19 protein-coding genes and 1 pseudogene are annotated in these 24,485 nt (G+C 55.7%); 6 read left to right on the top strand and 14 right to left on the bottom strand.

Annotated elements, in window-relative coordinates; all coding sequences use genetic code 11:
- Window positions 1–5 precede the first annotated feature (5 nt).
- The 6 genes and pseudogenes from DSM3645_RS15295 to DSM3645_RS30475 form a co-directional block, all read right to left on the bottom strand.
- Window positions 6–512 (bottom strand): transposase, encoded by a 507-nt coding sequence (locus tag DSM3645_RS15295; protein ID WP_002653128.1) that lies wholly within the window; start codon window positions 510–512, stop codon window positions 6–8.
- 262 nt (window positions 513–774) lie between these two features.
- Window positions 775–1,464, bottom strand: a pseudogene (locus DSM3645_RS15290) (IS4-like element ISBlma1 family transposase); the annotation flags it as partial.
- 321 nt (window positions 1,465–1,785) lie between these two features.
- Window positions 1,786–2,466: an ankyrin repeat domain-containing protein gene (locus DSM3645_RS28395; protein WP_050769391.1), complete on the bottom strand. Its 681-nt coding sequence runs from the start codon at window positions 2,464–2,466 to the stop codon at window positions 1,786–1,788.
- A gap of 99 nt (window positions 2,467–2,565) precedes the next feature.
- Window positions 2,566–3,528 (bottom strand): polymorphic toxin-type HINT domain-containing protein, encoded by a 963-nt coding sequence (locus DSM3645_RS15280; protein ID WP_002653125.1) that lies wholly within the window; start codon window positions 3,526–3,528, stop codon window positions 2,566–2,568.
- 690 nt (window positions 3,529–4,218) lie between these two features.
- Complete coding sequence (locus tag DSM3645_RS15270; RefSeq protein WP_002653124.1) at window positions 4,219–5,886, bottom strand: hypothetical protein; 1,668 nt, start codon at window positions 5,884–5,886, stop codon at window positions 4,219–4,221.
- Between the two features lie 90 nt (window positions 5,887–5,976).
- Window positions 5,977–6,603: a hypothetical protein gene (locus tag DSM3645_RS30475; RefSeq protein ID WP_002653123.1), complete on the bottom strand. Its 627-nt coding sequence runs from the start codon at window positions 6,601–6,603 to the stop codon at window positions 5,977–5,979.
- 95 nt (window positions 6,604–6,698) lie between these two features.
- On the opposite strand from DSM3645_RS30475, the gene DSM3645_RS15260 reads away from it, so the two are divergent.
- Complete coding sequence (locus tag DSM3645_RS15260; protein ID WP_002652115.1) at window positions 6,699–7,829, top strand: ISAs1-like element ISBlma8 family transposase; 1,131 nt, start codon at window positions 6,699–6,701, stop codon at window positions 7,827–7,829.
- Here the strand turns inward: DSM3645_RS15260 and DSM3645_RS15255 are convergent.
- From DSM3645_RS15255 to DSM3645_RS30660, 3 genes are all read right to left on the bottom strand, one after another.
- Window positions 7,799–8,188: a hypothetical protein gene (locus tag DSM3645_RS15255; protein ID WP_002653122.1), complete on the bottom strand. Its 390-nt coding sequence runs from the start codon at window positions 8,186–8,188 to the stop codon at window positions 7,799–7,801. The genes DSM3645_RS15260 and DSM3645_RS15255 overlap by 31 nt on opposite strands.
- A gap of 206 nt (window positions 8,189–8,394) precedes the next feature.
- Window positions 8,395–8,907, bottom strand: coding sequence for an SMI1/KNR4 family protein (locus DSM3645_RS15250; RefSeq protein WP_002653121.1), 513 nt, complete (start codon window positions 8,905–8,907; stop codon window positions 8,395–8,397).
- Window positions 8,908–8,917: 10 nt separating this feature from the next.
- Entirely contained in the window at window positions 8,918–11,755 is a 2,838-nt protein-coding gene (locus DSM3645_RS30660; protein WP_002653120.1) for an HNH endonuclease signature motif containing protein, read from the bottom strand.
- 108 nt (window positions 11,756–11,863) lie between these two features.
- On the opposite strand from DSM3645_RS30660, the gene DSM3645_RS30655 reads away from it, so the two are divergent.
- Window positions 11,864–13,045: a S1 family peptidase gene (locus tag DSM3645_RS30655; protein WP_161603352.1), complete on the top strand. Its 1,182-nt coding sequence runs from the start codon at window positions 11,864–11,866 to the stop codon at window positions 13,043–13,045.
- A gap of 279 nt (window positions 13,046–13,324) precedes the next feature.
- Here DSM3645_RS30655 and DSM3645_RS30225 read toward each other — a convergent pair whose 3' ends face one another.
- Window positions 13,325–13,774 (bottom strand): hypothetical protein, encoded by a 450-nt coding sequence (locus tag DSM3645_RS30225; protein ID WP_131282606.1) that lies wholly within the window; start codon window positions 13,772–13,774, stop codon window positions 13,325–13,327.
- 297 nt (window positions 13,775–14,071) lie between these two features.
- Here DSM3645_RS30225 and DSM3645_RS15230 point away from each other — a divergent pair, with 297 nt between their 5' ends.
- Both DSM3645_RS15230 and DSM3645_RS15225 read left to right on the top strand, forming a co-directional pair.
- Window positions 14,072–14,827 carry an SRPBCC family protein gene (locus tag DSM3645_RS15230; protein WP_002653117.1) on the top strand — a complete coding sequence of 252 codons (756 nt, stop codon included), beginning with the start codon at window positions 14,072–14,074 and terminating at the stop codon, window positions 14,825–14,827.
- A gap of 285 nt (window positions 14,828–15,112) precedes the next feature.
- Window positions 15,113–15,670, top strand: coding sequence for a superoxide dismutase family protein (locus DSM3645_RS15225; protein ID WP_040351876.1), 558 nt, complete (start codon window positions 15,113–15,115; stop codon window positions 15,668–15,670).
- A gap of 4 nt (window positions 15,671–15,674) precedes the next feature.
- Here DSM3645_RS15225 and DSM3645_RS15220 read toward each other — a convergent pair whose 3' ends face one another.
- Window positions 15,675–16,820 (bottom strand): AraC family transcriptional regulator, encoded by a 1,146-nt coding sequence (locus tag DSM3645_RS15220; RefSeq protein WP_002653115.1) that lies wholly within the window; start codon window positions 16,818–16,820, stop codon window positions 15,675–15,677.
- 157 nt (window positions 16,821–16,977) lie between these two features.
- Here DSM3645_RS15220 and DSM3645_RS15215 point away from each other — a divergent pair, with 157 nt between their 5' ends.
- On the top strand, window positions 16,978–18,075 hold the full coding sequence (locus DSM3645_RS15215) for a DUF1611 domain-containing protein (RefSeq protein WP_002653114.1): 1,098 nt from the start codon (window positions 16,978–16,980) through the stop codon (window positions 18,073–18,075).
- Window positions 18,072–19,112, top strand: coding sequence for a dipeptide epimerase (locus DSM3645_RS15210; RefSeq protein WP_002653113.1), 1,041 nt, complete (start codon window positions 18,072–18,074; stop codon window positions 19,110–19,112). The genes DSM3645_RS15215 and DSM3645_RS15210 overlap by 4 nt, the downstream gene beginning before the upstream one ends.
- A 139-nt stretch (window positions 19,113–19,251) precedes the next feature.
- On the opposite strand, the gene DSM3645_RS15205 is transcribed toward DSM3645_RS15210, so the two are convergent.
- The 3 genes from DSM3645_RS15205 to DSM3645_RS15195 all read right to left on the bottom strand — a co-directional run bounded on the left by DSM3645_RS15205 (window position 19,252) and on the right by DSM3645_RS15195 (window position 24,482).
- A complete protein-coding gene (locus tag DSM3645_RS15205; RefSeq protein ID WP_002653112.1) occupies window positions 19,252–22,623 on the bottom strand; it encodes an efflux RND transporter permease subunit in 3,372 nt (1,123 codons plus the stop codon).
- 50 nt (window positions 22,624–22,673) lie between these two features.
- Window positions 22,674–23,831, bottom strand: a complete 1,158-nt coding sequence (locus tag DSM3645_RS15200; RefSeq protein WP_002653111.1) for an efflux RND transporter periplasmic adaptor subunit — start codon at window positions 23,829–23,831, stop codon at window positions 22,674–22,676.
- Window positions 23,832–23,897: 66 nt separating this feature from the next.
- The gene (locus DSM3645_RS15195) at window positions 23,898–24,482 is read right to left on the bottom strand and encodes a TetR/AcrR family transcriptional regulator (RefSeq protein WP_002653110.1); all 585 of its coding nucleotides are present in this window, start codon (window positions 24,480–24,482) and stop codon (window positions 23,898–23,900) included.
- Window positions 24,483–24,485: the final 3 nt, after the last annotated feature.

The following is a 24,485-nucleotide window of genomic DNA, read 5'->3' as shown; positions in this document are numbered from 1 at the left end:
CCCGTTCAGGTAAAGCCGGGCGCTCGACCACTTCCAATCGATCGCTCGTCGGCAGAGCCCGCGACGAACGGGGTTTTCATGAATATAGTCGATCGCCGAGGGTTGAAAGAGATTGCGCCGTAACCAGAGCCCTCTTGCCAGAAGCCAAAGCAACATTTGCCAGGCCGCTCTTGGATCGTCAACTCGTCCAGCAATCGAGAACGAGCTTCGACCAGCATCGTTTTGATTTGTCGAGATGTCGGTTGTTTGATTTTCTGTAGTAGTCGACTGATGCTGGCCTCGGCGGAGACCGGCAATACCAGCAGATGAACATGCTCTGGCATGAAGACCATCGCGATCCATTGGCAGGCCTCCAATTGGCAGGCGTCGTCGATCGATCGAGCCAAGATGGTGCGCCAGCGGTCGTTGGTCAAAAGCGGTCGTCGACGATAGGTAGAAAACGTCAACGCATGAAAATGCCCCGGCACATGAAAGTGCTTAACTCGCTTTCGATGCGGCGGTTGTTCGTCCATAAGCTGGAAGATAAATCAACCGTGCGGTCGAGTCAAAGAATTCGAAGTCACTCTGTTGCTGCTGAGTTGTGCCGCGGTGGAAAGAGAAGACACTGGCCAAAGCCCAGAAGCGTCCGGGGTTTCAGGTTTTTCATCGTTCCGGCCGCCTGGCGTGCGTCATGTGTTGGGACGAGAGGCTGGTGTGCTGATCTTGCGGTCGGCGCCGGTTCAACATCCGCGCAGGCGGCGGCGCGGCTTGCCGTCGGGGTTAGACGCCAGCTTATTACGACTCGGCTTTCTTTTTTGCGCGGCGCTTCGCGGCCGATGCTCGTTCCACGTCACGCTGTCGTTCGCGCTCGCGTAGGATCGGCGCGATTTCTTCCCACGTCGCTGCGCCGCAGGCGACTTGCTCCAGCATCACGAACATATACTTGCTCGGACGATGTCCCAAGTGCAGATAGGTCAGCAGCGCCGCGATCACCGCGACGTAGAAGCTGAGCAGCACGCCCGAGCGGTGATGACTGATCAAGTGATTGAAATTGGCGAAGCATTTCAACCAGCGGAAGAAGAGTTCGATCTGCCAGCGCTGTTGATAGAGCTGGGCGATGACTTCGGCCGACACGTCGAGCAAGTTCGTAATCAGACGCACGGTTTTCGTTTCGTCCTGCTCTTGATACTCGATAATCACCTCGCGCAACGGCACATCGAGAACGATATGTCGCGCTGCTTTCGACGAGCGAAAACGGCCGCGCCGATCACTGACGACGCCTGCTGCGAGATCTTTTTCGCTTAGCGGATTTTCGTCGGCGTCAGCCAGGTGCGGCGCATTGCCGCCAGCCGGTTTGTAACGGATAACGAACTGCGCGCGGGGAGTCCAAGATTCGTTTTGCAGATGATAATGCGCGTTGATGACGTCGAAGCCGCTGAAGCCGCGATCGTACAGATAAAGCCGACCATCTTGCACGTTAGCCGCATCTTCCCACCCATGACCTGATCAGGCCACAATGGCAATTCGGCCAACTCCCGTTTCGTTCGGCGCTGTCGCGATTTCGGCTGCATGTCGAAATCATGACAAACTGAAGTCGCTGGCGCAAGTGAAGAAATTGCGAAGAAAATCCCGGACGCTTCTGGGCTTTGGCCAGTGGCACGCGAAGGGGAGCCATTTCACCAGTGCCAGCCGGCCGAAGATCGTGATGCAAAATCCAATTCAGATCATTGACTCGATTGCCTCTCCTTCGCACTGCTCAGAGAGCTTTGGCATCGCAGCCACTTACGCACGCAAGAGAAAGCAAGATCAAAGCATAGCGGCCATCTGTTTTTTTCCACGTGATTCTGCATAGCTTCTTGCAGATTCTCCATCAGGGGCATGATGCTGTGGATTTGCACCGGCGTCTAGCAGCATACGCCCAACCTCCCGACTCTGCTCATCATCGAGCGAATTGGACAAAGCACATGCTTCAAGAGGCGTAATTCCTTGGGAATCGATCACATTTGGGTTGGCTCCTGAAACCAAGAGTAGTCGAACCGCATTCGGGTGGCCATAGAGAATAGCAAGATGCAGACCCGAACACCCTTGATGTAATCTATCAATGAATTGAGGTTCGGCTTCGATCCCTGCGGCCAAACTTTGCAAGCCTCCGTCACGAGCTGCAATTGCGATTCTTGGCGGCCCCAGCACTTCTCGCCCATCTTCGTTCACTTCAACAAGCGCAGACTGGTCTGTGTTCGCTACTACGAGCAATCGCTTATTGTCGCAATTGAACTCAAACCCGCCTTCACCAACGCCATCTTCAATTTGGGCAACCGTATAAACTCTTAGGGACTCAACCAATTGGCTGCTTGGCGGCCCGGGATGCCAGTAATACACTTCCAATCTTGCATCGCCATCATCACGTGTTAAATAAACTTCGCCACCCACGACACCTTCGTCAGCAACCTCAGAGTCAAGGTACGTGTCCAAGTCTTCTTCAGTCAACTTGGAGCTTTCCACAAAACTTGGAGAGGGTAATTCCAATCCGGACACTGAATCGATGAAACGAACCGTAAATGTGAATCTTATCCGCATCGCAATTCCCTATTGGTTCCAAAACCTGATGAGTTCCCTGGCAAAACCCTCAAATGCTTGCTGCCGCTCTCTCAAAGCGTCGATATACTCCTTGGACGCTTGCCTACCCATCGGGGTCTTTGCCCAATCGTCCGCAAGTCGATTCAACTTCGACGAATTCCATGACTTCGGTAGCGGCTCAAAATTCCCGGGATAATTCAGCAGAAACTCTTGTTGTTGCGGAGTAAGCAAGTCAAAGTCATCGAGTTTCTCTATAAGGCTTTTTGGGTAAACGTGGTCGGCGGCGAGATTACCTTCGAATTTAACCCACTTGTTTGTTCGAGGATCGATGTAACCGCCCTGCTGTGCCCATCGCTGAAGTTTGGCGTTGGGCGTGATAATCCTTGTCGGGGCCTTAAGCCTCGCCAGAGCGTCGTCAACATCAACCTTGTCCTCTCGCGTTAAGTTGTCGCGCCTTATCGTCTCGGCGATCTCATCAAGCGTCGTTTCTCCTTGGTTTAACCGCGCCTGAACTTTTCCTATCGCTTCATCGCACAAGGCGGTATTGTGGACCAGAATCGAATCAAAACCAACTGCGTAGTTGTGGAAATCGCCGATCGTTAGATTTGAGACCGGGAATGCATCTTCGTATCGCTGGTGAATGCTGCGAATGATGCGAGTTTTCCCGTCGCGACTGTAGATTATATCTCCAGCCTGCAGTTCGTGGGAGTTGACCCAGCGGCCCGGTAGAGCTTGGCGTTCATCTTCTCCGCCTGAAAGGAGTCGCGGGGTGGACCGGAAGGTCAGTTCGTGCCCTTGCACAACCCAGAACGGGTGATGAATCGTCGTTTCGATTCGAGAGTCGCCGGTATCGATCGTCAGGACAGCGCCGCGGTACAAGCTGTCGATACGGTCAGTGACGGTCCGCAGCTTCCACTCGCCGCTGGCGAAGTCGAAGGATTGGACTCGCTCGCCGGGGCGGATCTCACCCATAGGGCGTAAGCCTGATTCTGTAGACACCACTGTGTCGCGAGAAAAGCAGGCCGATTCCGCAATGTCTCTGACGATCTCCGCGCCGCTGTCGGACAATTTCTCGACGTGAACAAGACCGCACGAGTTGTCCTACTTTGAGCAAAAATGCCCGCGATCGATCTTTGGAGAGGAGCGGCAGGCGATGGAAATCAGAGCAGGTCAGAAAGCTGGCGTCGCCAGTGATGTCCTATCGCCGCCGTTTTTTTCGTGCGGTGCCATGGGCAGGCGATTACGACTATCGGCGCCAGTGCGTCAACGGGATTTTTGCGAGACACGACATTGCGAGAAAGGAAGCAAGACATGCTCTTTCCGCGAAGACGCGGGAAGAGCATGTCACTTGGCCGTGGCAACGGCATCCTAGCCATACACCCGAAGACGTGGTAAGTGCATGGCAGACGTTTACCTCTCCATCAAACGCCAGCTAAAGCATGACTTTCACCAACTTTGCTTTCCCAGTTGATTCGCAAACCTCCACTGGTCGATCGTATGTGCCGAAATCGGAGTCGACCAATCGGAACCAAACTCGCCATCCCGAAACTCCCTGTCCAAACTCCTCAAGAGAATCCGAGTAAACGGCTTGCAGGAATTGGGGTTTCTCGTACTTTTTTGGAAGGTGGACTGTCGCAATCGCAATCGCATTGTCTTTTGTAATCATCTTGGTAAAACTCCAAAGATCTTTCGGAATTCTTCATTAAACATCACTTGAGCCTTCTCTAATTCGAGCACGCTAAGCCGTCCAGGATAATTCTCTGCATAATTAAGGACGTATCGCCAAGCCTCAAGTTCACGAGAAGCAGAACCTACATCGCCGAGGTATCTTGCGGCATCGCTTCCGATGTCGGCGAAGTATTTTGCATGCTCCAATTCATGTACGGCCTCGAACAGAGTTGCATCAGACCTCAAAAGCAAAGTTTTGTCGCCAGCCCTGAATCCTCCAAGAAACCCCAGGTCATCGAGAGTGTCATCATCAATCGACAACTTCATATCTGGATCAAGCGATTTAAGCTGAGCCTCAACTTGTTCTAGCCATTCTTCGTCAAGAACTACACCGCCTTTACGTCCGCGAGATAGTTTTGAAATATCTGCCATACCATCGACCCAAAATCTCGAGTCTGAAAGATAATGGTATTTTCTAGCAGCACCCTTAACAGCTCCTTCCGCAAGAACTCGCGGTGAAAATCCGTACTGAGCTTCCAGATTGGCGTCCACCGCTTCTTTTACTACTTCCTTCGCACCCGTCGTAGCCGCACCTCGGATTCCCACCGTAACATACGACTTCATCACTGCTTGAGCGATCGACCGTCCTGCAAAGTAGACAGCGAGAAAGTCCTCCACGAAAATGCTCTCCATTTTTGGCCCGTCGCCATAAGCGTTTTCTTTCCAGACGCGGTCAAGGGCCGCTTGGGCGCCGACACCGCCGAAAAATTCTTGGTAGGAACTAGCGCCACTGTTGGTCGCCCCCGGACTCCAGTCTTCGATAACCGCATCGAAGTAAACATTCGCCAAAATATCGAGATTGCCTTGAACCAGATTCGCTTTGGATTTTACTTCTTCATCAATGGTGGCGCTTCTTTGCCGAAACGGTTCTTTGTCGAGCGTAAAATTTGGATTGCGTAAATTCTCCGTTATTCTCGCCTTTTCTTCCCCCAGGTTATAGATGTCTACGCGAAAAGAACGAATCTCGCGTGCGATCTCCAACGCAAGCTGCCCCTTTGATCTTTCGCTTTCGGTGAGTGCGTCAAGCTGCTCTCGACTAGGGACGAGGTAAGAAAGGTTGTCGTTCGGAGCAGGGGCAGTAAATGTTAAAGTAATTTCGCTCGGAGCAGTGACTTCGAGTTCGGCCTCCTCCTTGATTAATACGGTCTCAGTCGGCCGCCGCAGATTCTCCGGAATGTCGACAGGCAGGTTGGCGTATTCGCTTTTGACTTCATTCGGTGCTTCATTTGTTTCGCTAGGCGCGGCGTCGTATTGTGGCGCCAAGCCAGCATTCTGTTCCAGAACCGCCGCTTCCCTTGTAACACGATCAGCCGCAAGATCTTTCTCTGCAACCTCCTTGCGTACCTCCGCCTTCACCCCCTCAACGATCCGATCCCGTTCCGCCTCGGCGGCCTCTACCTCCTTGGCTTCCGTCGCCGCGGCGTCTTCGTCGTCGTAGTCTTGAATGGCCGCGGCGATGGCGAGTCCGCCCGTTTGCACGGCGGTGGCGATGCACAGCGATTTGGTTGCCCATGGATTGGCCATTGCGCTGAGCGAGGCGACCGTCGCGTCGTAGAGATTGGTGATGTCAAATTCGGCGAACGCTTTATCCCGGGCGGCCACATCTTCTCGCTCGGTTCGGAAGGCGGCTGCTTCCGTGGTGACGTAGGCGAGCTTCGCGTCGGCGATGGCTTTGGTGGACTGAGCGCGGGACTAGCCGACGTTGTTTTCGTAGTCGACTTCGGTCTTGGCGACGGTCGATTGGTGGGCCCCTTGGGCGCCGATGGCCGCTTTGTAGTAAGCTTCAGTAAAGGTCTCGCGGGCAGCGTCGAGTGCATCATGGGCCGTTTCGATCGCGGTGTTGTGGGCGGTCGTATCGCCGTTGTCGGCGAAGCGACGGTCGGCTTGTTCAAGGGCGATGCGATGGTCGCGAAGCGCCTGGGCTTCGGCGATTTGGTAGGCGGCGATGGCGTCGGCCAGTTGCGATCCGTTCGACAGGTAGCTGCCGGCGACCTGGTCTTCGGCCTGTTTCAGACTGGAAGCGGCGAGCAGGTTGTGGGCGAAGATCGTCGATTCGCGAAGGCTGGAATAGGCATTGCTGGCGACGGCGGCGATCGCGGCGTAGGCGACGTTAGAGCCGATGTTGTCGAGCACCCAATCTTGCGTTTCGGTCAGCAGATTGTTCGCGGCCGTTTGCTGCCCGGTGAACTGGGCGATGAGGAACGCGGTGTAGTCATTGTTTAGCAGCGTATCGATGGTCGTGACGCCTGCCTGTTGTGCGGCGGCCTCGTTGGCTTGATGCGTTGCGGTATTGGTCGTCAGGCACGGCGATTGCGCCATGATGGGCAACCTGCGACAATCCGGCAAGTGCGTCTTGGCGGTTTCGTGATTGCTTGATCGCGGCCAAGCGTTTGTCTTGCCGAGAGTTGTTCAGCATGTCGTCTTCATCGCGCGCTTCGATTCAAGAACACTTCGCCGATCTGACGGATCCGCGGACTCGCAAGGTAACTTATCCGCTAGTCAACATCGTCACGATGTCGCTCTGTGCGGTGCTAGGTGGAGCAGATGATTTCGTTGCGATCACTGACTGGGCCGAAGACAAGAAAGAGTGGCTTTCGCAGTTCCTCGACATGAGCACCGGCGTTCCTTCGCATGATCGCTTCAACGCGATTCTCGGCGCTTTGAAGCCGGCTGAATTTGAGAAGTGTTTGCTTAGCTGGATCACTTCGTTGCAAGAGATTACCGATGGGCAGATTATCGCGATCGACGGCAAAACTTTGCGGCGCAGCTTTGACGCCGCCAGCAGCAAGGCCGCGATTCATATGGTCAGCGCCTGGGCGACCGCCAATCATGTGAGTCTCGGGCAAGTCGCGACTGACGCGAAGAGTAATGAGATCACGGCGATTCCGAAATTGCTCGAAATCATCGAGGTTTCCGGCTGTTTGGTGACGATCGACGCGATGGGTTGTCAGAAAGAGATCGCCGCCAAGATCGTTAACGCAGGCGGTGATTACTGTCTGGCGATTAAAGGGAATCAGCGTTATCTGCATCAAGCGATTCGCGATCACTTCGCCGCTGCGATGGAAATCGACTTTGCGAAAATGAAAGTTCACCGCCACGAGACGCACGAGAAAGGGCATGGCCGCGAAGAGTCGCGTTACTACTATCTCTGTCCAATCGACGCCGATGATTTTCCGTACGCCTCGCGTTGGACGAAGCTGAAGGCGATCGGAATGACGATCAATATCGTCAAGCAAAACGGCAAAGAGACGAGTGAAGTACGCTACTACATCGTGAGCAAATATCTCACCGGCAAACGCTTCGCCGAAGCGGTCCGAGGGCACTGGAGCATTGAGAATTCGCTCCACTGGCAACTCGACGTAACGTTCGGCGAAGACCAAAGTCGAATCCGCAAAGGCCACGCCGACGTCAACTTCAGTCTGCTAAGAAGAACAAGCCTGAGCTTGTTGAAGAACAACAAAACGGCGAAGGTGGGCGTGAAGAACAAGCGGCTAAAAGCTGGAAGGAACGACGCCTACTTGTTGGAAGTGTTGCTGGGGACGTGATTTATGGTGCGATCGCCGTGGGTCGTCAGGCGGGCGTTTAATACATAGGATGCCGCATTGTTTTGGACGAGCGCCGATTCGTTTGTCGCTTCGAGCCCCAGGTTGAGGGCCTTTTCGCTTTGGGCAGACTTCTGACTGTAGGCGTATTGGGCGCTGTCGATTTTGATCGTGAAACTGTAGTCGGCGTCGATCGCGGCGGCGTTGTACGTTTTCAGGTGGTTGGCGGTATCCAGGGCGTATTGAAAATCGGCCTGGGCGGTTTTCTCGATCTGGGCCAGGTCGAGGGCGAGCAAGGTAGCGTCTCGTTTCGCTTCGGCGCCGGCAAGCTGATCGTCGAGCGTTTGCTGGGCCTTGGTCAAGTCGAGCGAATATTTTTGGCTGGCGGCCGCGTTACACCACCAACAGCTGAAAGTATCGCCTACTCCTTGTTTTCAAGAACATGGGATTGCGACTATCGAGGTGAGGAGCAAAAACTAAATTTCTGTCAATCGCGGGCGTTCCGTAAAAGGACGTAAGACATGCTCTTCTCGCGAAAATATGGTACGAGCGCGGTGCCTGACATGTACTATTTCGCCCAGTATTTATCACCTCCAGACTTTACAAATAAATTCAAGAATTCCTCGAAAGACTTGGCTGCTAGGTGCCATTCTGATCTCGGGTCGATGGGGAGCGCTACGTATACATATCCAAAATCATCTATTTCTGGATTATTTCGAATGACCAAGACATCAGAATCACCAAAAAACTTACCTACAATTATATCGCCAGAAACAAAATCTCTCTTCCGCCGTTCGTAGAATTGAGCTGTTGTGTTTGCTACACGTAGCGGATCCAATATCTCCAGCCCCCACTGTCCGTATGTTTGATCGTGAAAAAGATGAGCGTTCCGAGCGTGCATCCAAAACCTAGCAATGTCTTGATGGCATACTGGAAGTATCACAGAAAGCTCCTCTTGTGTTACCGCTTCATCTGTGAACAGGCAAGAAAATTCCATCGCTGGCATTCCAGCAATTGGGACTGGCTCTGCAAGCCGCGTCCCCTCCCGTTTCATCAACTCAATCAAGTCTGTAATGCTCATTAGCAATCCTTCACAATCCTACAAACTCGCGCCAGAATTCGTTAAATAGGTTCTGGTGAGCAACTCGTTCAACTGGCACTAAATTCCAGAAATCGTTTGTTCCACCGAATTCGCGTGGATGAATATGATGTATGTCGTACTTGTCCCAGCCACCTTTTGGTGTTGCATATCCCCTTCGATGCCAATCCGAAATGAATGCAGCGCGATCCATTTTTGAGTCCCAGCTAACCCTAAGACTTCTGTCGACTCGTCCTTTGATTTCACTTGGAAATGGAATATTGCGCCCTGTTCGGGCATCAACTACTTTCGGATATAAATCTAGCTTAGCCTGAATTCGCACAACGAGCGTGCTAGGTTTCGTCCGCGGATCCGCAAATGGATTCAGCACCATTCCCTTGCGGCTTCTGCGCGATGAGGAGAGTCCCTTTCCGGCCCTGCTGAGAGTATCGGATTCAGAAATCGCTTTGACAACTACCTTGAAAGTTTGCGTGCCTTTCAAAGCCCCCGTGACGGCCTTCGCTGGCGCGAGCACTGAGATGGTAACTTCAAAAGCCAGGGCGCCTCCTTTCTCGGGATCATCAAGTGCTTCGTTGATCTGACGTTGAACTTCATTCAGAATCTGCTGACGGGTCGCTGGATCAGTAGTAATTGCGGTGACGGCTTGCGTCATTTCACTAGCGATGGTGACGATGCTGTGCGTTACTAAGTACTCACCGGCTTTGTAAATCCCAATGACCGCGTTGGTTGGCCCCGATATGAAGTATCCTTTGGCTGCGGCCGGGATCCCCTCAAAATAGGCCTGACGATTGCCCGCGTTAATTATCTCAATATCACCATCAATAACATCCGTAAGTGTCGAGACATTTATCCTGAACCACTTCTGAATGCTCAGCTCAAGTGAAGCGGCGATTTTTTGTCTAGTGGGATCCTGAGCACCGAGATGTTGAGTAAATAGTTCCAATTCCAGCTTATTTCTGATCGCGGCTGGACTCGGCAATCCGGTGATTTTGGGATGGAATTTTAAATACGAATCAATTCGCGCTCTAATCGCTGCTTGCTGGCCTTCCGTGTCAAGATCGAAGGCGTTAGGGAAATCTGTTGGCAATTTCCTGACAATGACGTCTAGACTGCTTGGCTTAATCTTGTATCCGCCCAGATCTTCATTGAGATAGATCACTCCATTATCTTCGAAACCAATGTGAATTCGAGATGTTTTGCCGCCGCCGAACCATGCACGATCGATGAATTCAATGAAAATCAACCCATCTTCATTGATCCACCGGGCACGATAATCGGTTTGGCTGCCTGTTACGTCCGAAATCGCTACACCACCAATTGCGCCAAATGCGCTATTTGAAAATATCGAGTTATTGGCCGCAAACACGCTAAACAAGGCGTTGGCAGTTGCAGTTACGCCTGCCGCAATGGATGATCGAAACGACTGCGCCGAATGTTGGCTACTTTGTTGATTCTCAATTTCAGAAAAGTCGGTGCGGTAAACTGCTGGTTGACCATAGTATCCGGGATATATTGATGTCGATCCGATAATGGCAATCGCATCGTTTACTCCCGTTTCGCTCGAAAGCACTGCACCTAGTTCTACCTCTTCTGAATTACGAGTCGTCTCAGTCGGCCGCATCAGATTCTCTGGAATCTTGACAGGCAGATTGGCGTAGGCGCTTTTGCCTTCATTCGGCATCTTATCGACATTGCCATTCCAGGCATTGGTGATGGCCGCCATGTCGGCGTTCATTTCTTGAACCACCGCTTCTTTCGTAACCCGATCTGCCGCAATACTCTTCTCCGAAACCGCCTTGCCAACATCCGCCTTCACCTCGCCAACCGTCCGATCACGATCGGCCTCAGCGCTAGCGACATCACTGGCTTCGCTGGCGGCGGCTTGGCTAAGGTCGTAATCGTAGATGCCAGCGGCGATGTCGGTGGCGGCGTCTTGGACGGCGGCGGCGACTGCCAGGGCTTTGGTGGTCCAGGGATCGGCGGTGTCGTTGTTGGCGGCGGTGAGTGCGGCGAGGGCGTCTACCAGGGAGTCGTAGTCGTTATCGACACCGAACTCGGCGAATTCTTTATCGCGGGCGGCGATGGTCTCTTGCTGGTTGCGATAGGCGGCGGCTTCGGTGGTGACGTAGTCGACCTGGGCGTCGGCGATTGTCTTGGTCGACTGGGCGCGGGATTGGCCGACGTTGTTTTCGAATTGGGCGTCGGTCTTGGCGACGGTCGATTGGTGGGCGCCTTGGGCGCCGATGGCCGCTTTGTAGTAAGCTTCGGTAAAGGTCTCGCGGGCAGCGTCGAGTGCATCATGGGCCGTTTCGATCGCGGTGTTGTGGGCGGTCGTATCGCCGTTGTCGGCGAAGCGACGGTCGGCTTGTTCAATGGCGATACGATGGTCGCGAAGCGCCTGGGCTTCGGCGATTTGGTAGGCGGCGATGGCGTCGGCCAGTTGCGATCCGTTCGACTTGTAGCTGCCGGCGACCCGGTCTTCGGCCTGTTTCAGACTGGAAGCGGCGAGCAGGTTGTGGGCGAAGATCGTCGATTCGCGAAGACTGGAATAGGTATTGCTGGCGACGGCGGCGATCGCGGCGTAGGCGACGTTGGAGCCGATGTTGTCGAGCACCCAATCTTGCATTTCGGTCAGCAGATTGGTCGCGGCCGTTTGTTGCCCGGCGAACTGGGCGGTGAGGAACGCGGTGTAGTCATTGTCCAGCAGCGTATCGATGGTCGTGACGCCTGCCTGTTGTGCAGCGGCCTGGTTGGCTTGATGCGTCGCGCTATTGGTCGTCAGGCGGGCGTTGAGTGCATTGGACGCCGCATTGCTTTGGGGGCACGCCACTCCGCTTTCCGTTTTTCTGTAACATCCGCGCCTCATTTCCGCTGTGCAAAGTATCCAGGCACTTCGCCTGGCGGACGCACTTTAGCCTTTGCGGAAATGGTGAAAACGATGCAAGCTATTACCAAATCATGGGTTACGACCGCTGCTGCGACTCTGGTCATGGTCAGCGGGATGGTTTCGACCAGCCGGGCGGACAGTACCGTCTACGAGAAAACGCTGAAATCGACTGCCTGGGTGCTGGCCAAGACCGGCGGCGAGACTTCGAGCGGGACCGGCGTACTGGTCGACGCTGAGAAAAAGCTGCTGGTGACCAATTATCACGTGGTGGGGGATGCCCGAGCTGCGGTGATTTTCTTTGCGGATCTGACCAATGGCAAGCCGGAAGTCGCCCGGTCGCACTACCTTACGAACGTCAAAAAGCTGGGACTACGGGGTCGGGTGGTCGCTGTCGACCGCAAACGGGACCTCGCGTTGATTGAGTTGGAAAAGCTGCCGGCCGGCGTCGCCGCGATCACCTTGTCGACCACCGGCGTTGGACCCGGCGAAGATGTCCAGTCGATCGGCAACCCCGGTTCGACCGACGCTTTGTGGGTTTATACGTCAGGCACGGTTCGCTCGGTCTATCAAAAGCAGTTTCGCACTGGGGTTGGTGAGCATGATTTCAAAGTGGTCGAAACCCAATCGCCGATCAACTCGGGCGACAGCGGCGGCCCGGTCGTTAACAACCAGGGGGAACTGGTCGCGATCTCGCAAGCGATCGCTCCGAAGGCTCGGTTGGTGAGCTACAGCGTCGATGTTTCGGAAGTGAAGGAATTTTTGAACGGCCCCTGGAAACCGGCTCCGATCGCGGCGGATGACCTGTTGAAGAAAGCCGATTTGGAGTTCACCACCCACGAATCAGGGCACTTTGAGGTGAAATTTGATGAGAAAGACGCCAGCAAGCAGTCGGTCTTTCTGACCAAAGACATCGAATACTACGAGCGAGCCGACGTCCGCAAGGTTTGGTCGCTGGCCGCGACGCTGAAAGAGGCGCCGAGCACCGACACGATGATTAAATTGCTGGGCCAGAACGCTCGCACCAAGATGGGCGCCTGGTCGGTCGAAAAGGCCGAAACCGGCGAATACCTGGTGATCTACTGCGTCAAGATCGACGCGACGGCGGCGCCGGATGCGGTGAAAAGCACGATGGAGTACGTCTCGAAGCTGACGAGCGTCTCGAAAAAAGACCTAACCCCCCAGGAATCTGTCCAGAACGCGTCACAAACGCTCGATTCCTGGCTGACCAAGTAGCTGCGGCGTCGCGACGTCCGCGCGACAGACCATTTCCGCCCAGCAGCCGCGATTCCCTCGGAGGGAAACGTGGCTGCTGTTGTTTCGAAAGCGGAAACGGGAAAGCGGAAGAAAAGGGAGAAACGTGCTCAGAGGCTAGTTTCAGGCCTTTTTTAGGGGGAAACGCTTCCAACTCCGCCGCTCTCCGCTTTTCCCAATTTGTTCTGTAACAAATCGGCCAGGTTCTCGCTGAGCATGTTAGAGACGAGACGCAACCTTCCAACTCACCACCACTTGCTTTCAGGACCGATGACCATGACCTACTCGACCAAAACGATCGCCACGCTGCTGACCGTCGCCGCCGCCATGCTGTTTTTCGCCGCCAGCAGCGTCGAAGCCGGCAACGGCAAGCAGAACAATAATCACCATAAGAACAACCATCACAACAACTTCCAGCACGTCCAGAAGTTCAACAATCACCACAACAGCTTTCAGCAGGTCCAGAAGTTCAACAAACACCCCAACAACTTCCAGCACGTCCAGAAGTTCAACAATCACCCCAACAACTTTCAGCACGCCCAGAAGTTCAACAATCATCACAACAACTTTCAGCACGTCCAGAAGTTCAACAAACACCCCAACAACTTCCAGCCGACCCAGAAGTTCAACAACCATCACAACAACTTCCAGCAGGTCCCCGAGTTCAAAAATCACCACCATACGGGACATCAGCTTCAGTTCGACCACCACATGCTGAACTCGTGGATCGGCAACTAACAGCAGGCCGATGGGGAATCACGCACTCTGGCCTGCTGAAACGGCTGCTCTCTCTCGAAACGATCGAGAGGGAGACAGCCGTTTCGCCCATTCTTGCCTGAATTATTCGGAGAGCGTGTTCCGGCGGGCCGGTCGACGCAGAAAATCGCTCGACTTCCGAATTTTCCAATTTGGTCTGTAACAAACGGATCAGGTTCTCGCTGAGCTTATTAGAGACGCAAACAACGCTCTCGCCCGAACAACAAACAAACTACCCTCAGGAGATTTCCCATGACCCGCTCGACCAAAAACATCGTCACGCTGATCGCTGTCATCGCCCTGGTCGTCTCGCTGTCGACCCAATCGGAAGCTGGCGGTTGCCACAGCAGCCGCGGCGGCCACGGATTCTCGCAGTCGCTTCACCACAACCAACTTCGTTCGCAATACCAGCACCAACATACGTACCGTCGACCGACTTACGTCGCTCCTCGTCAGCCGATCGCTCCGCCGCAACAGTTCTCGCAACAGCCGATTTCGCAGCCGGGCCAACCTTTCGATCCGGGTCAGCCGCAACAACAAGCTCCGCAGGGTCAGTCCTTTGCCCAAGGCCAGCCGCAACCGCAGCAACAAGCTCCGGCCGCTCAACCGCAACCGGCAGCCCCGACCACTGGCTCGGCCAACGCTGAGATCTCGGCCTTGGAAGCGTTGGGGGGATTTGCTCCGCCGCAAGCCGAGTCGACCACGCCGGTTGCTGAAAACAACGCTCTGCCGGCCCACGTCGGCCGCTGGTCGTCGACTTTGGGCAACGGAGCTCGAATTCAGCTTGACCTGAACGCCAACGGCAGCTTCAACTGGTCGGCCGCTAACAAAGATGGCGGGACCAGCAGCTTCCAGGGAACCTACGAAATCACGAACGGTTCGCTCACTTTGATCCGCTCGACCGACAACCAAAAGCTGGCCGGTTCGCTGGAAACGAACGGCAACGACGCTTTCAGCTTCCAATTGGCCGATCAAAAGGCCGCCAAGCTCGAATTCGTCCGAGCCTAACTAACACCAACCGCGACAAACTGCGTGCCGCACCGATTTTGAAAATCGGTGCGGCTCTTTTGGTGCGCTGCCCTTATCATGAACAGAGACTCGCCTGATCGCCCAGCGTTCCAGCCGATCGGAACCTGACCAGCGGCAAGCGGCTTGCCGGCGCTTCCTGACCGCGTTTCTCACGAACCTGTCCTTCAGCTACGCTGCGCTCAAATGGTATGCGATTTGCCGCTTTCCTCTCCAGCAAATCGATGATCGTCCCTCTATATGTCCGTGTCGAAAGGAAGAATTCTGATGAAATCAACCCTGATGTTGGCTGTCGTAACCGAAATCGCAATGGCGATGGCTGCGATGTTTGGCGCCGAGCATGCCGATCACGCCGCCGAGATGACGACGCCCAAAGCGGCCGTCGCCGTCCTGATCCCGACCGAAGGTAACAGCGTCCAAGGCGTGATCCGCCTGAAAGTGATCGGCGAATCCTTAGAGATCACCGGGCAAGTCAGCGGACTGAAGCCAGGCGAGCATGGGTTTCATATCCATGAGTTCGGCGATTTAACCGCCGCAGACGGCACGGCGGCCGGCGGACACTACAATCCCAGCGGCCACGAACATGGCGGCCCCGACGCGGCCGATCATCACGCCGGCGATCTAGGCAACATCACTGCTGATGACAAAGGAATCGCGACGGTCAACAAGGTCTCGAAAGACCTGAAGCTGCCGATGATCATGGGGCGCTCGTTTGTCGTCCACGCCGGCGTCGACGATTTGAAGAGCCAACCTTCGGGAGATGCCGGGCCGCGTGTTGCGGTCGGCGTCATCGGATACACGAAAGAAGCGCCTCCGACGAAATAGTCCGCTAGGCGTATTGCCCGCGCCACGCCGTCGGCGTGGCGCCGTTTTGTTTTTGAAACGCGGTTGAAAAATGTGCGCTCGTGGCGAAGCCGCACAAACGCGCGATCTCCGCGATCGCCAAGCTAGATTCCAGCAGCATGCTTTTAGCGCGCTCTAGGCGGACGCGGCGGATTTCCTCGGCCGGCGAACGTCCCAGTTGCTCGCGAAAGCGCTGTTCTAGCGAACGCCGTGACACGGGGAATTCACGCACCAACTGCTGCACTTGTAAACCTTGATCGGCATGCTCGCGAATGTATCGCAAGATCGCCAGCAGTTCGCTGTCGGCGATCGCCAGCATGTCGGTCGAATGTCGCTCGCAGACGCGGAGCGGCGGGATGAACATTGGTTTCGCTGGAATCGCGGCGCCGCTCATCAACTGGTCGAGCAGCTTGGCCGCTTCGCTTCCTAAAGCATGACAGCCAAGCTGGACGGCCGAAAGTCGCGGCCAAGCAAGATTGCAAAGCAGGTCGTCATCATCGCCTGCGAGAATTGCGACTTCATCCGGCACGCGGATTCCGCCTAGGTCGCAAATCTCGGCCAATTGCCGCGCCGGATAGGGATCGGCGGCGAAAACGCCGAGCGGGCGCGGCAGTTTATTCAACCATTGCATTACATGTTGATGCTCGACTTCCCAGCCTTGGCGAATCTCTTTCGAACCAAACATCGAACAATGAAAGCCTGCCTCCTGCAGTTGGCGAGCAAAGATCTGAACGCGTTGATCGGAATAACGTCCCAACGGCGGAGCATAGCAGGCAAAGTGCTTCAGCCCGCGCTGGCGAAGATGTTCGATCGCCATTTGAGCGCGGCGTTCGTCATCGGTCACGACACGACCGAGCCAAGTTTCCTCTGGCAACATCAGCGAGACATCCACCGTTGGCAAGCCGATCCGCCGCAAATGGGTCGCCAGCGCTCGCGTGCGGAGATGGACGATCACGCCGTCGCCGCGCCATTTTTTCGGCAGCCGCATCCGATTTTGCGAGTCACGCGGAGCGATCAGCAGTCGCCAGTGTTGCTGCCGTGCGAAATTGCCGATCGCTTCGACGACGCTTCGCCCCCAACTGTCGTCGGTTTCAATCAGGATGGCGACGCGATGATAGTTTTCCGGCGGCATCGATCCAATCCACAGTGACAAGAGAGAAACGGCAGAACGTCTGCGCAATTTTGATATCTTTGTGCGCGAGTGCGCATTTTAATCGGAACCGCGTCAAGATACGATCATCTATCGGCAAGTCTCCATTCAATTTCAGCCGCGCCCCGAGCCCCATTTTATGAAAACCGCTGTTATTTCTGACGCCGCACCCGAGTCGGTTGGTCAGCGACTACGAGAGCATCATCGCATCGTCCTGTTGACCGACGGCTATTCGTCGCCGTTTCTCGCCAAAACGGCGATCAGCATGTTGCGGTATCGGAGCGACGATGTGGTCGCCGTCCTAGAATCGAGTACGCCGACGCTGACGGCGCAAGAGACCTTCAGCGCCGGCGGTGATATTCCCTTGGTCGCCGACCTGACGCAGGTTCCGGATGCTGACGCGATCTATATCGGCATCGCCCCTCCGGGAGGAAGTCTTCCCCCCGCCTGGAAACCGATTTTGCTGGAAGCGCTGCGAAGGAATATGGACGTCGTATCGGGTCTGCATGATTTTCTGATCGACGACGCCGACCTGGTCCAAGCGGCCGAAGAGAACGGCGCTAGTTTGATCGATGTTCGTCGCAATCGCTTCCGTCAGATCGCCGATGGCCAGCCGTTTCGCCCTGGTTGCGTCCGCATTCATACGGTCGGACAAGATTGCAGTCTCGGCAAGATGGTCGTCTCGCTCGAAGTCGAGCAGGGACTACGTCAGCTCGGTCAGAGCAGCGCGTTTGTCGCCACGGGACAAACAGGCATCATGATCTCGGGCCGCGGCGTGCCGATCGACTGCGTGGTTGCCGACTTTGTGAACGGCACGATCGAACGGTTCGTTCGTCAGAACGAAGAGCATGACTTTTTGCTGATTGAAGGGCAGGGGAGCATCTCGCATCCCGCCTATTCGGCCGTGACGCTAGGTCTGCTGCATGGCGCGGCGCCGGATGGTTTGATCTATTGCTACGAAGCAGGCCGCGAGAACGTAAAAGGTTTGAAGGACGTACCGCTTCGTTCGCATCAGGAATTATTGAACGCCTACGAAGTGGCCGCCAACTTGCGCCATCCGTGTCGCATCATCGGCGTCGCGGTCAACACGCGTACGCTCAGCGAGGATGCGGCGATGGCCGAGTTGGAATGGGCGAAAAAAGAGTTTCAATTGCCGGTTTGCGATGTATATCGGACCGGCGCTGCGGCGCTAGTAGAAGCTTCTCTGCAACTACGTGCGGAGGTGCTCGCACGATGAAAATGACCTTACACCGTCTGCAGTTGCCGCTACAGCACGAGTTCACCATCTCACGCGGTTCGATCCAGTTCCAAAACAGTTTGGTCGTCGAGTTGGAACAAGATGGAATCTCCGGCTTTGGCGAAGTGACCGAGAACAGTTTTTATGGGCACACGATCGAAGCGATGAGCGCGTCGCTGACCGATGGGCAAGATCTGCTGGAAAAATACGAGACTGACTCGCCGGAAGAGGTGTGGCCGGCGGCGAAAAGCCAATTGCAAAACATGTTCGCGCTGAGTGCGCTCGATATGGCGGCGCATGATCTCGCGGCGCGCAGGTCAGGCGTTCCGCTCTACCAGCAATGGGGACTCGCCTGGCGAGACGTACCGGAGTCGAGCTATACGATCGGTATCGACACGATCGAAACGATGATCGCCAAACTGAACGAACAGCCCGGCTGGAGCGTTTACAAGATCAAACTGGGCGCCCAAGATGACTTGGCGATTGTCCGTGCGCTGCGCGAGCAAACGAGCGCGACGTTTCGCGTCGACGCGAACTGCGGGTGGACGGCCGAGCAAACGATCGCCTATTCGCACGAACTCGCGAAGCTCAACGTTGAATTTATCGAACAGCCGCTTCTCAATACCGCTACGCCGGAAGAGATGCGGCATGTTTATCAGAATTCGACTCTGCCGATTATCGCCGACGAAAACTGCCAGGTCGAAGACGACGTCACGCGATGCGTCGGGTTCTTCCACGGCGTCAACGTCAAGCTTTGCAAATGCGGTGGTCTGACGCCGGGATTGCGCATGTTACGCATGGCGCGACAGCTTGGCCTGAAGACGATGGTCGGCTGTATGATCGAAAGTTCGATCGGCATCAGCGCCGCGGCGCACCTGGCGCCGCTGCTGGATTACGCCGATCTGGATGGCGCCGTGTTGCTAAAGTCCGATCCGGCGATCGGCGTCGTGATCGACATGGGACAAATTCGACTTAGCCAAGCGCCAGGCGGCGGCGCTCAATGGAAAGCGCCAGTGGCCGCTCGTGCGGCGCATTAGTTTTTCCCCTGCCAACTTTCTCACGCTTAGTGCGTCAGTTTCCTGTCTTGCAAGACCTCTTTCCCCAAAAAAAGGCGGTCTTCTCCCACCAAGAAGACCGCCGTAGGCGGCAAGGAATTTCACGCTTGCGCCAAACGAATTAAGCCGCCGCCGTTTCTTCCGCTTTGACCGGCGGGCGAAGATCGAACAACACGCTCAACAACACCGGCACCAGGATCATGGTGAAGATGGTCGAGACGACCAGTCCGCCGACCACCACCGCGCCGAGACCGCGATAGAGTTCACTGCCTGAGCCTGGCATCAAGACCAGCGGCAACATGCCGCCGACCGAAGTGAGCGTGCTCATCATGATCGGACGAACGCGACTTTCGACACTTTTGGCGATCGCTTCACGCGGCGTATAGTGCGACGTATCTTCACCTTCTTCCGATCGTCCTTGCAAGATGTTGATCGTTTGATAGACAATCAAAATCGCGTTGTTCACCACAACGCCTGCCAAAATGACGAAGCCGAGAATCGTGAGCACATCCATGTTTTGAATCGGCATGTACCGATCGACGACGCTCCAGTGATGCACGAGCGCCAAACCGGCGAAACCGCCCAATAGCGCCAGCGGCACGCTCACCATAATCACGACCGGATAGGCCCAGCTTTGAAACAAGACAACCATCAATAGGTAGACAATCAGCAAGGCCAGAAAGAGGGAGCTGCTGAGCGTACCGACTAGCGAACCGTCCCCCATCAGCGCGTTTTTGATCTGCGCCAATTGACCGGCCGAGCCGGCCAGATTCACATCGACTTCCGGCGGAATCACTCCTAATTCACGCATTGACGCGACCATTTGGTCGACTTGATCAATCGCCTCCTGCAGCGGCAAGCCGGCCGGCGGAGTCAACTGCAGCGTCACGGCTCGCTGACGATCGGCATGCTTGATCTGATCGGCCGCTTCCACCCGTTCGATCGTCGCTAAGCTCTGAAAATCAACGACGCGTCCTTCCGGCGTAGCGACCGGCGAATTGTGCAGCGCGTAGATTGGATCCCCGAGCAGCGCGTCCTGCGTGATGATCTTCAAATCTTTTAGTTCGCCGCCGACGTCAAACGCACGCACAATCATGATGCCGTCGCCGTTGGCCGAAATCGCCAGACCCAGATCGTCTTGTCCCATGCCGACATCTTGCAGTCGTTCTCGATTCGGGGTGATCCGCAACTCCGGCGTCGGCAACGAAAAGTTAGCCGGCACCGGCGTCACCGCCATGGGGCCGTATGACTGCGCGAGATTGCCAAATAACGCACCGGCTGCCGCCGACACTTTGTCGAGATCGTCCCCCACCAGATCGATCTTGATCGCCGATCCCGTTGTTCCCCCGACGCGGAATAGCGGCAATTGAAAGGCGAAGTTAATCACATCCGGCGCGTTTGATGCGGCGGCGTTGAGCAGCGGCAACGCGTCCACCACCCGTTTCTTGTCTTGGGAAATGCCGACTTGAAAGACGCGTCCGTCCCATGCGACCAGAAAGTAGTGATCGAGCGGCGGCGGCATGATTTTCTCGTCACTGCCGTACATTGGATAGGCGGTTCGTTGATCCTCACCGCTCCACTCTCCTCCGCGTTCGGCGGCTTCGGCGCCAAACTTGTCGCCGGCCGCTTCCCATGCCGGTTTAATAACCGATTCTAAGCGGTCTCCAAGTTCCGACAGTTGATCGACGTTATATCCCGGTGGCGGAATCAGCATCCCGAATACGATATTGCGATTCCCCAGCGGCAGATAGTCGAGCGGCGGAATCAACATCCAAGTACCGACAGCCGTCACCGCCGCGAATACGCCGATCACCGCCAGGCGTGACATCCAGGTCCCCGTCAGTCGATAGACCAAGCCGCCGACGATCGCCGGCAAATTGGTCGCCGCTTGCACCAGCGCGAAGCCGCGTCCCAGCCAACCTTTGCGTTTGACCGGCGTTTTCTCGGCAAGCGGTTCCTCGGTTTTCGGCTTGATTTTGATCGAGAGCCATTGTCCGGCCGCGGCAGGAATGACCGTGGTCGACACGATATAGCTGACGCCGACCGCCGCCATGATCGACAGGGCGATATCGCGGAACAATTGGCCTGCTTGTTCTTCGATCAAGAGGATCGGAAAAAATACGACCAGCGTCGTCAACGTCGAGGCCAGCACCGCCGACGCGACCTCTTGCGTCCCGTCGATCGCCGCTTGTTTGGAGGATTTACCCATCTCCAAATGGCGGAAAATGTTTTCAATCACGACGATCGCGTTGTCGACCACCATCCCCACGGCAAACGCCATTCCGGCGAGCGAAATGATGTTCATCGTCCGACCAAGCATCACCATCACCACCACGGCGACGACAGTCGAGATCGGAATCGCGATCCCAATGATGCCGATCGTACGAACCGAGCGTAGAAACAGCAGCAGGGTCATGACCGCCAACAAACCGCCGACCAAAATATTGCTTTGCACTAGGTCGATCGCGTCGACGACGTACGTGGTCGCGTCGTAGGTTTGCACCAATTCAAACGTGCCGTTGACGCCTAACGCCTTCGCTTCTTGCTCCAACACGCCGCCGGGTTCGTTCAAGCGGGCCACTTCGGCGTTGATCGAGTCCATCGTTTCCAGCAGGTTACCCCCGCTTTCGAGCATGAAGTTGAAGAACGGCATTCGCTGGCCCCGAGCACGAACCCACTCGGTCATTTCTTTGTGCGTCTCGACCACTTCGGCGACGTCGCGCAAATAGATCGGACCGCTCGCTTCACGCCGAATGACCAACCCTTCGACCCAGTCGGCTTCGCGAAATCGTCCGACCATGCGAACGCGGATGTCGCTTTTGCCGTCGGCCAATTTGCCGCCAGAGTAATTGCCGTTATTCATCTGCAGCGCAGCGACCAGTTCGGCATAGGTAATGCCGCGCTGCGCCAATGCGGTTGGATTGACGCGAACTTGAACTTCTCGCTCGCGAGCGCCGCGAATACCGACTTGCGACACGCCATTGATCCGCTCAAACCGCGGGCGGAGACGCCGCTCCATAAAATCGTACAGCGTTGTTGCGTCAAAGTTGGGATCGGTCGAAGCAAGGCCGATCCAAGAGATATAGTCGACTGATTCTGGATCAAAGTCTTCAATCTGCGGTTGATCGACGCCGATCGGATAGCCGGGGACTTCCGAAAGTTTCTGATCGACTTCCGACATCGCTTCGTCGATGTTGGTGCCGGTTTGAAACTCTAAGCGAATTTGTCCGCTACCCGGCTGGCTCATGCTGGTCATCGCGACCAGACCCGCCAGATCGCCAAGCCGTTGCTCTTGCTCTTGAATGACGTCGCTTTCGATCTCTTGCGCCGAAGCGTTTTCCCAATACGTGCTGACCGAGATGACGACGGACTGGACTTCCGGCGTCATTTGAATCGGCACGCGTGAAAAAGCGATCACGCCGGCTAAGACCGACAAGATGACGCCGACCGCAACGGTGATCGGCTGTTTGACCGACATCTGGATAAAGTTCATCGGTAGCGTCCTGGTTCAAGTATTTTCAATGGGTTGCAACTAGTCGCCAACTAGCGAGGTTGACGATCCAATTGCACTTCGGCCTGCAGTGCGGGGGCCGACACTGCGGTGACGGCGAGCGGAGTTCCCGGCAATAGCCGTTCGTTCCCTTCAATGATGACCATATCGCCGGGGGTCAAACCGACCGCATGGACGACAACCCAATGGCCGGTTTCAAACTTCACCTGAATCGGCTGACGAACGGCGGTGGTTCCTCCGTCGGCGGTCACCGCTTTGTAGACGAATGTCGAGCCGCCGGAACGTACGACGGCATCTTTGGGAATGGTCAGATCGTCTTGTTCTGGGCCGACCGGCAACCATGCGTCGACTGACATCCCCGGCGAAAGCTCGGCATCCGGATCGGCGAGCGTCAGCACAAACTGAAACGTTCGCGTGCGGGGATGAACCTCGTTGACCCGCTTGGCCGAGGTGGCGATGAATTGCTTGTCGCTGCCGACAATCTTCACCGCCGATTGATTGGCGAATTGGCTGAGCACGCCTGCGTAACGTTCAGGAATTTCCAGCCAGGCTTCGATCTGTCCGGTCGAGACGAGCGTGACGAACGGCTCGCCGGCTTTGATCCACTCACCTGGCTGGGCATGACGTTCGATCACTTGCGCGTCGTAGGGCGCTCGAACCGTCGTATCGTCGAGCCGAACCTGAAACAATTCGAGCTGACTTTTGATTTCGTCGATACGACGTTGATCGGTCGCGAGCCGAGCTTCGGCGACCGCAACTTCGGTCTCGTTATGTTCGTGTTGTTGTTGCGATATTGCGTTGCGACCAACCAGGCTATGCGAACGCTCCAGATCGAGCTTTGTCTGCCGTAGTTCCGCTTCGCGCTGGGTGACCAGGGCTTGTGCGGTCATTAAACCTGCTTGCAGTTCGCCGTGTTGCGCTTCTAGGCGGCGCGAGTCGACCACGGCGATGATGTCCCCTCGCTTGACGGCGGCGCCTTCGCGGACGGTCACTTCTAAAACGCGACCATCTTCTAACGCGGCGACTTTGCCGCGCGAGACTGCTCGTAGACTGCCAGTAAAGCGGTGGTGGGGCTGAACTTTACGGAGCTCGACCGGAACGGCGCGAACCGAAACCGGCGGCATTTGCGCCGAAACCGGCGTCGCGCTCAGTGCGATTGCCGCGAGCAGGAAGATCGTAAAGCGATACATTGCGTTATCTCCAGATGTCCAGTAGACCAGTCGTCTCAGTTTGGATGCAGCAAATAGGGAGAGGTTTCACTTCCGCGGCGGAATTAAAACTTCAAACACGAAATGGAGGAATTCGTCGACCGGTGCGATGTCGTTATTGACTTGCACGCGGATCAAAACGCCCTCGAACGCCGAGATCATGAAGTCAGACAGCGCTTCGGCGTCTTGGTTCGGATCAATTTCGCCGGCTGCTTGTCCTTCACGGATGCACTGGGCAATGATTGATCTCCACTGATCCCAACCGCAGCGGACGGCGGATTGCATCGGTCCACTCAGCGTGCCGATCTCCAGCGCCAACTTAGAAATCAAACATTCTCGGCGAAAACCGACTGATAGCAGATGCTCACGCGCCCATTCGTAATAGGCGCGCAGTCGCTGAACCGGCGTCTTCGAGCGATCCGACAACCGCTGGCGCAGCGCTTGGATGTTTTCGTCGACCGACTTCTCGATGATCGCGATCCCCAACTCCTCTTTCGACTTGAAAAAGTGATAGAAGGAGCCTTTGGGGACGCCCGCCTCTTTGAGAATCTCATTGAGTCCGGCGCCGTTATAGCTTTTGGCGACCATCGCCTCGCAGCCGGCGTCGATGATGTTCTGTTTTGTTTCTGACAATGC

The organism is Blastopirellula marina DSM 3645 (assembly GCF_000153105.1).
GTDB classification, from domain to species: Bacteria; Planctomycetota; Planctomycetia; order Pirellulales; family Pirellulaceae; genus Blastopirellula; species Blastopirellula marina.
This window is presented reverse-complemented; position numbering and strand designations above follow the sequence as displayed.

What these genes read in the sequence shown, in the direction of transcription:
- DSM3645_RS15295 (WP_002653128.1), bottom strand. Translation starts at nt 512, where the DNA reads ATGGACGAACAACCGCCGCATCGAAAGCGAGTTAAGCACTTTCATGTG.
- DSM3645_RS15280 (WP_002653125.1), bottom strand. Translation starts at nt 3,528, where the DNA reads ATGGGTGAGATCCGCCCCGGCGAGCGAGTCCAATCCTTCGACTTCGCC.
- DSM3645_RS30475 (WP_002653123.1), bottom strand. Translation starts at nt 6,603, where the DNA reads ATGGCGCAATCGCCGTGCCTGACGACCAATACCGCAACGCATCAAGCC.
- DSM3645_RS15260 (WP_002652115.1), top strand. Translation starts at nt 6,699, where the DNA reads ATGTCGTCTTCATCGCGCGCTTCGATTCAAGAACACTTCGCCGATCTG.
- DSM3645_RS15250 (WP_002653121.1), bottom strand. Translation starts at nt 8,907, where the DNA reads ATGAGCATTACAGACTTGATTGAGTTGATGAAACGGGAGGGGACGCGG.
- DSM3645_RS30655 (WP_161603352.1), top strand. Translation starts at nt 11,864, where the DNA reads ATGCAAGCTATTACCAAATCATGGGTTACGACCGCTGCTGCGACTCTG.
- DSM3645_RS15230 (WP_002653117.1), top strand. Translation starts at nt 14,072, where the DNA reads ATGACCCGCTCGACCAAAAACATCGTCACGCTGATCGCTGTCATCGCC.
- DSM3645_RS15225 (WP_040351876.1), top strand. Translation starts at nt 15,113, where the DNA reads ATGAAATCAACCCTGATGTTGGCTGTCGTAACCGAAATCGCAATGGCG.
- DSM3645_RS15220 (WP_002653115.1), bottom strand. Translation starts at nt 16,820, where the DNA reads ATGCCGCCGGAAAACTATCATCGCGTCGCCATCCTGATTGAAACCGAC.
- DSM3645_RS15215 (WP_002653114.1), top strand. Translation starts at nt 16,978, where the DNA reads ATGAAAACCGCTGTTATTTCTGACGCCGCACCCGAGTCGGTTGGTCAG.
- DSM3645_RS15210 (WP_002653113.1), top strand. Translation starts at nt 18,072, where the DNA reads ATGAAAATGACCTTACACCGTCTGCAGTTGCCGCTACAGCACGAGTTC.
- DSM3645_RS15205 (WP_002653112.1), bottom strand. Translation starts at nt 22,623, where the DNA reads ATGAACTTTATCCAGATGTCGGTCAAACAGCCGATCACCGTTGCGGTC.
- DSM3645_RS15200 (WP_002653111.1), bottom strand. Translation starts at nt 23,831, where the DNA reads ATGTATCGCTTTACGATCTTCCTGCTCGCGGCAATCGCACTGAGCGCG.